At 39.3% G+C, this 5687-nt stretch carries 7 protein-coding genes; 3 read left to right on the top strand and 4 right to left on the bottom strand.

What is annotated here, in order from left to right:
- Nucleotides 1-93: 93 nt before the first annotated feature.
- Together AACY61_RS07760 and AACY61_RS07765 are read right to left on the bottom strand one after the other, a co-directional pair.
- The gene (locus AACY61_RS07760; RefSeq protein WP_339611005.1) at nucleotides 94-273 is read right to left on the bottom strand and encodes a hypothetical protein; all 180 of its coding nucleotides are present in this window, start codon (nucleotides 271-273) and stop codon (nucleotides 94-96) included.
- A 163-nt stretch (nucleotides 274-436) separates the two neighbouring features.
- The gene (locus AACY61_RS07765) at nucleotides 437-1222 is read right to left on the bottom strand and encodes an outer membrane beta-barrel protein (protein ID WP_339611006.1); all 786 of its coding nucleotides are present in this window, start codon (nucleotides 1220-1222) and stop codon (nucleotides 437-439) included.
- Between the two features lie 309 nt (nucleotides 1223-1531).
- Here AACY61_RS07765 and AACY61_RS07770 point away from each other — a divergent pair, with 309 nt between their 5' ends.
- The 3 genes from AACY61_RS07770 to AACY61_RS07780 are packed head-to-tail and all read left to right on the top strand — an operon-like array spanning nucleotide 1532 to nucleotide 4783.
- The gene (locus tag AACY61_RS07770) at nucleotides 1532-2833 is read left to right on the top strand and encodes an FAD/NAD(P)-binding oxidoreductase (protein WP_339611007.1); all 1302 of its coding nucleotides are present in this window, start codon (nucleotides 1532-1534) and stop codon (nucleotides 2831-2833) included.
- A 2-nt stretch (nucleotides 2834-2835) separates the two neighbouring features.
- Nucleotides 2836-4422, top strand: a complete 1587-nt coding sequence (locus tag AACY61_RS07775; RefSeq protein ID WP_339611008.1) for a 4Fe-4S dicluster domain-containing protein — start codon at nucleotides 2836-2838, stop codon at nucleotides 4420-4422.
- 4 nt (nucleotides 4423-4426) lie between these two features.
- Complete coding sequence (locus AACY61_RS07780; protein WP_339611009.1) at nucleotides 4427-4783, top strand: hypothetical protein; 357 nt, start codon at nucleotides 4427-4429, stop codon at nucleotides 4781-4783.
- Nucleotides 4784-4793: 10 nt separating this feature from the next.
- On the opposite strand, the gene AACY61_RS07785 is transcribed toward AACY61_RS07780, so the two are convergent.
- Nucleotides 4794-5213: a DUF2784 domain-containing protein gene (locus AACY61_RS07785; RefSeq protein ID WP_339611010.1), complete on the bottom strand. Its 420-nt coding sequence runs from the start codon at nucleotides 5211-5213 to the stop codon at nucleotides 4794-4796.
- Nucleotides 5214-5310: 97 nt separating this feature from the next.
- Nucleotides 5311-5687, bottom strand: a 377-nt coding sequence (locus AACY61_RS07790; protein ID WP_339611011.1) for a fasciclin domain-containing protein, incomplete at its 5' end; no start/stop codon positions are given.

Below are 5687 nucleotides of genomic sequence, written 5' to 3' on the forward strand. Positions count from 1 at the left end.
CCAATGCACCGGACAAAAGGTCTAAAAAGGAAATATTAAAAAGATCTATAATTCGTTTCATTTTAATCAGTTCTTTAATTCAAATGGCTCATTCTAGAGATTTTTTACAGTTAAAGGAAAATTACAGACTCTGCAGCGTTTGCTGTCACCATATTCTGAAGTTCCGCAATTTTTACAAACATTAGAAGCTCTTTTAACGGCATTGAGTTCATTCATTGATTTTTTCCAGTTTTCTGTTTTTTCAGGATTGTATGACACTAATTGATCTTTCATTTTGCACCTGATACATGAAGTTGCACTGTCGTTATTTATCGTTCTACAATTTTTGCAAAGTTTCATGTTTGATAGTTTTATGAGTTAATTTTGAAAATGAGATTCTAAACGTTAATTATGTTTATCAATACTACTACACACTTTCAATTGAATTAGTTGTATCTTAATATTTGACCCCAACATTGATGTCAAAACGATATTCATAACCAATTAAAACTCCAAAATTATTAGCTTTTGAGGTGGCATCAACTTTTCTTACACCCGCTCCATCTGACACTAAGTAATTCTCATTCACCATGTCCGCTCCGCTTTCAAACATAAAACCAAACTTTATACTGCTGTTTGGACTTAAATCATACCAAACAGAAGGGTTAATTACCAAACTTAAATGCATTGGTTTATAAACGTCAGTTGCAGAGTCACCATAACCTGAGGTTTCTTCTTCACTGGAAAGGTTGGTTACCGTTAAATTATATTCAACTTCTTGCTTAAGCTTTCCTATTCCAAAATTAAATTGAGGCCCAATAGCTAGTCCAAATTTTAAGGGTCCTTGTCCAAACTGCACTCTCCCCATTAAAGGGACAGACAACCAGTTTGTAGATTCCTTAATAATTATTTCACCTACATCGTTGATAACATTTCCCTGATCGTCAGTTACTGTAAAAGGATTGTTTGGGTCTCTGCGTTCTAAAGTAGCTTTCCCTCCCTTTTGATTAAACTTGATTCCGGTCATTATACCCCACTGTCCAAATTGAACACCGGCATTCAACCCTCCTTGGAATTTTAAAATCCTGGAGTAATCATCAGCAATGTCAAAATCATCAGACACTGAAGTTTTAGCAAAGTTCACACCCGCTTCTGGACCAAAAATAATTGCTGTCTGTGAGTGAGTTTGTGTGCTGAAAAGAAATAAAAAACAAATACCAATTGTAAATACAAATTTTTTCATCTTGTGTTAGTTTAGTTAAACATTTATCTTGGAAAACCACATCGAACTGAAAATTCTATCGGCCTTCATATATATACGTGCAGAAAGCAAACAAAAAGGGTCACCCTTTTTAGAAAAAATTAACAATAAAAACAAAAATATTATCCTATGTATATGATTTTCAGTATGTTTAAGCCTTTTTAATTCATCAAATTAATTTGAATTTTATTTTTTATTTCCTGGTCAAATTGTAGTATTTTCAGAGAAATCATAAAATTTATGTTAGCTTTATAGTTGGTTATCGCCTTTAAGAGTAGACTACTTTAATTTATGCAACACATCGTCATCATAGGAAACGGAATTTCAGGCATCACAGCTGCACGTCACATCCGAAAACTTTCAGATAATAAAATTACAGTCATTTCAGGGGAGACCGATTACTTTTTCTCGCGCACAGCACTTATGTATATCTATATGGGTCACATGAAGTATGAACACACCAAACCCTATGAAGACTGGTTCTGGGAGAAAAACCGTATCGAACTGAAAAAGGCGTGGGTCTCCAAAGTTTCCTCTGAAGAAAAAAAACTGACATTTACAGATGGTAAAAGCATACACTATGACCAACTCATTATTGCCTCGGGTTCCAAATACAATATGTTTGGCTGGCCGGGAGAAGATTTAAAAGGTGTACAAGGATTGTATTCAAAACAGGATTTAGTTTTATTGGAAGAAAACGCTCCTGACAACAAAATCTGCAAACGCGCTGTGATAGTGGGTGGTGGACTGATTGGTATCGAACTCGCTGAAATGCTCTCCACCCGGAAGATTCCCGTTACTTTTCTCGTTAGGGAGCATAACTTCTGGGGCAATGTGTTACCGGAAAGTGATGCCAAACTCATCAACAACCATATTCTCGAGCACCACATTGATTTACGTCTGGGAGCTAACCTTAAAGAAATCCTCCCCGATAAAAATGGACGGGTAAAAGCTGCTATTGTTGAAGAAACCGAAGAAGAAATCTCTTGTGACTTGGTGGGACTTACTGCCGGGGTCACACCCAACATCGATTTCCTGAAAGGTAGCGGTATCGAACTCGGAAAAGGCGTAAAAGTAAATCGCTTTCTCGAAACCAATGTTAAAAACATCTATGCCATTGGTGATTGTGCTGAACAACAAGAACCTGTAGACAATCGAAGACCTGTAGAAGCAGTTTGGTACACCGGCAGGATGATGGGTGAAGTGGTAGCGCAAACCATTTGCGGAAATAAAATGCCTTATAAACCGGGACACTGGTTCAACAGCGCCAAGTTTTTTGATATCGAATACCAGACCTATGGTTGGGTATTTTCAGAACCTCGGGACGGGGAGGCTCATTTTCACTGGAAGCATGAGGATGGAAGAAAGTGCATCACCATAAATTACCAAAAAGAAAGCAGGAAATTTATTGGCATCAACACCTTTGGCATCCGATTAAAGCACGCTGTAATTGACCGCTGGCTCACCGAAGAAAAAACCATTGATGAAGTGATGGCAAACCTGCAACAAGCCCATTTTGACCCGGAGTTTTATAAACGCTATGAAAAACAAATCAAAGAGCAATTCAAAACAGAAAAAAAAATAAACGCATAATTATGTCCCATAACATTTCAGCAACCGGAGATACTACTTATAGCCTTTCTTTGCAACAAAAATTAGCAACACTACTTGGTTTTACCGGTCTTTTTATCCTCATCCTTGCTACTTTCAATGTAAGTTTCCCAAACAAAACATTGTGGCTTACACTCTCTCTTGGTGCCATCTGTGCCGGGATTGTCTGGTTTGGTGTCAAGCAGTACCAAAACAAAATTGCCGGTATTAAAAATGATGGTATACAATTCCGTTCCTTAACATCCAAAGGTGTTTTAGCTTGGATACTTGGTCTCTTTCTTACAGGGTTTTATATTGTTCTCTATTTTTATCCACAATATTTGGGATTAACCGAAGAAGGTCAAAACAACACTGGAATCATCGCTCTTTTTGACCCGTTGAGCTACTTACTTAGTGGAAATCCGGCAAGTCAGTGGTTTGTTTATGGCACATTTTACACCATTGCCGTGGTGTTTTTTGGAGTAAAATTTATTTACAAATACCGCCACAACCATTACCAGCGACTCCGCACATTTTCAGTGATGTTTTTTCAGTTGGGCTTTGCATTTCTAATTCCTGAATTTATGGCGCGTTTAAACAGCGAAAGCTTTTCACTACCTTATTATGATTTCAAAAACATCTGGCCACTTAATTATTACAACTTTGAACAATATCGTGTGGATGAATTCATCAGTGCCGGAAACATCGGTATTGCCTTGTTGATTTTTGGTGTGGCTTCTATTTTTATTATTACCCCGATCCTCACCTACAAATATGGTAAACGTTGGTACTGCTCCTGGGTGTGTGGTTGTGGCGGACTCGCAGAAACGGCCGGGGATCCCTTTCGCCATTTGAGCGATAAACGGCTGGTCGCCTGGAAAGTGGAACGCTGGGTAGTACACAGTGTGGTTGTTTTTGTCGTACTGATGACCACTGCAGTTGTCTATTCTTATCTGGGAGACGAGTCTAAAGGCTACTGGTTGACACGTGATGTGTTCCTGATAGGCGTTGCCCTTTTACTCACTGCCATTTTTACCTGGGTGATGCTATTCAAACGCAACGAGTTTAAAAAAGACGCACTTATTGGCGCTTCCGGGTATATGATTGTGATTCTCTTTTTAATCGGATTGCATTATTTTCAGGGTTCGCAGTTGTTTTTGTTTGAAACCGAAACCTTAAGAAGCACTTATGGTTTCCTTATCGGAAGTATTTTTGCCGGGGTCATCGGCACCGGGTTTTATCCCATTTTTGGTAACCGTGTTTGGTGCCGGATGGGATGCCCAATGGCGGCAATTCTTGGCTTCCAACAGCGGTTATTTTCAAAATTCAGAATTACAACAAACGGCGGACAATGCATTTCCTGTGGCAACTGCTCTACCTATTGCGAAATGGGTATCGACGTGCGTGCCTATGCCCAAAAAGGAGAGAACATCATTCGCTCCAGCTGCGTGGGTTGTGGAATCTGCGCCGCTGTGTGCCCCAGAGGCGTTTTAAAACTTGAAAACGACAACCTGAAAGGAAGAATCAACCCCAATGAGATCCTCTTAGGAAATGATGTGGATTTGATGACGTTGGTGAATGAGAAAGAATAGTAAAATGGTTAAAACTCTACTTATAGCTTGTCTTCTTTTTGCCTTTGTTGGTTTTCAACAAAAGACCGAATTCATCCCTCAAGGCACGTTCAACTTTGAATTGTATTTTGCCGAATTTGGAGGAAGAATGGAAAACAGTACTTTTATAGTTGAAATTGAGGGCAGTAACATAAAAGTTCTCCAAGATGAAACCACAAACTTTATGGGAGGAGAAGTTATTTTTGAAGGCATTTTAGTTAAACACAAATCCGGTGAATGGATTTTAGCTGAAGACAAGAACGCTAAGGATGCAGTAAGAATTGGTGGTTGCACCGAATTTCCTGTAATTTATTTTGACTGCAATTTGATAGAATGGTGTTAGATTCATTAAATTACAAAACATTTTTCCCCTTAAAAAAATTCACCCAAACCGAACAAACCAACGCCACAACTGTAAGTACCAGCGTAAGTGTATTCACCAAGTTTCCATCAGGCAACCAGCCTGTTAGTCTTTCAATCAAAAAAGCAATATAACTACTCGGCATTCCGGTTTCACCCAGTTTACGCAATAATTGATAATGCCAATCGGTTAAAAAGCAGTAACCAAAGCCATACCAAAAGCCTAAAATACCCCAGGAAAACAAAGTGATGAGCAAACTGTAGAAATGCAGTTTCCTCGTTAAGGGGTGCAACCATCCAAAAAGGTTAAAAACAATCAGCACCGTGTGAAAAACATAGAAAAAAACATTCAAAAAATGCAGCCAAAAAGAGTCCATATCCGTTTCCGTTTTAAACGGAAAAAAGGTACGCATTTTTTAAACACGCACCTTTCAATTCACAACGCCAATGGGGAAGGTATTCCATTGGCGTTGTTCAGCTAATTAACACACAAAACAAATTATGCTTCTTCTATAAGTTTGGGAGCAGTACCATGTCAATCACATGCACAACTCCATTGGTTGTTTGTACATCGGGGATAACCATATTGGCTTCCGCACCACCGTTGCCTGCACCGGTAACAGTAAGCGTTCCGTTCATATAAGCCCCCAATGTCAAGGGGTCACCACCAAGTGGAGTCACCGTTCCTGCATCGAGCTCGCTTGTAAAGCTATCGCCCACCAAAACGTGATTAAGTAATACGGTTGCCACCACTTCCTGTGGTAATTGCCTAATATCTGCCGGCTCGTTGAAATTAAGTCCAAGAGCAGTCCCCAAATCCTTAAACGCCTGATCAGTAGGTGCAAATACCGTAAAATCAGGACTGCCTGCAGAAGCGGTCAAAGCCT

The sequence above is a fragment of the uncultured Planktosalinus sp. genome (assembly GCF_963973675.1).
Taxonomy (GTDB): domain Bacteria; phylum Bacteroidota; class Bacteroidia; order Flavobacteriales; family Flavobacteriaceae; genus Planktosalinus.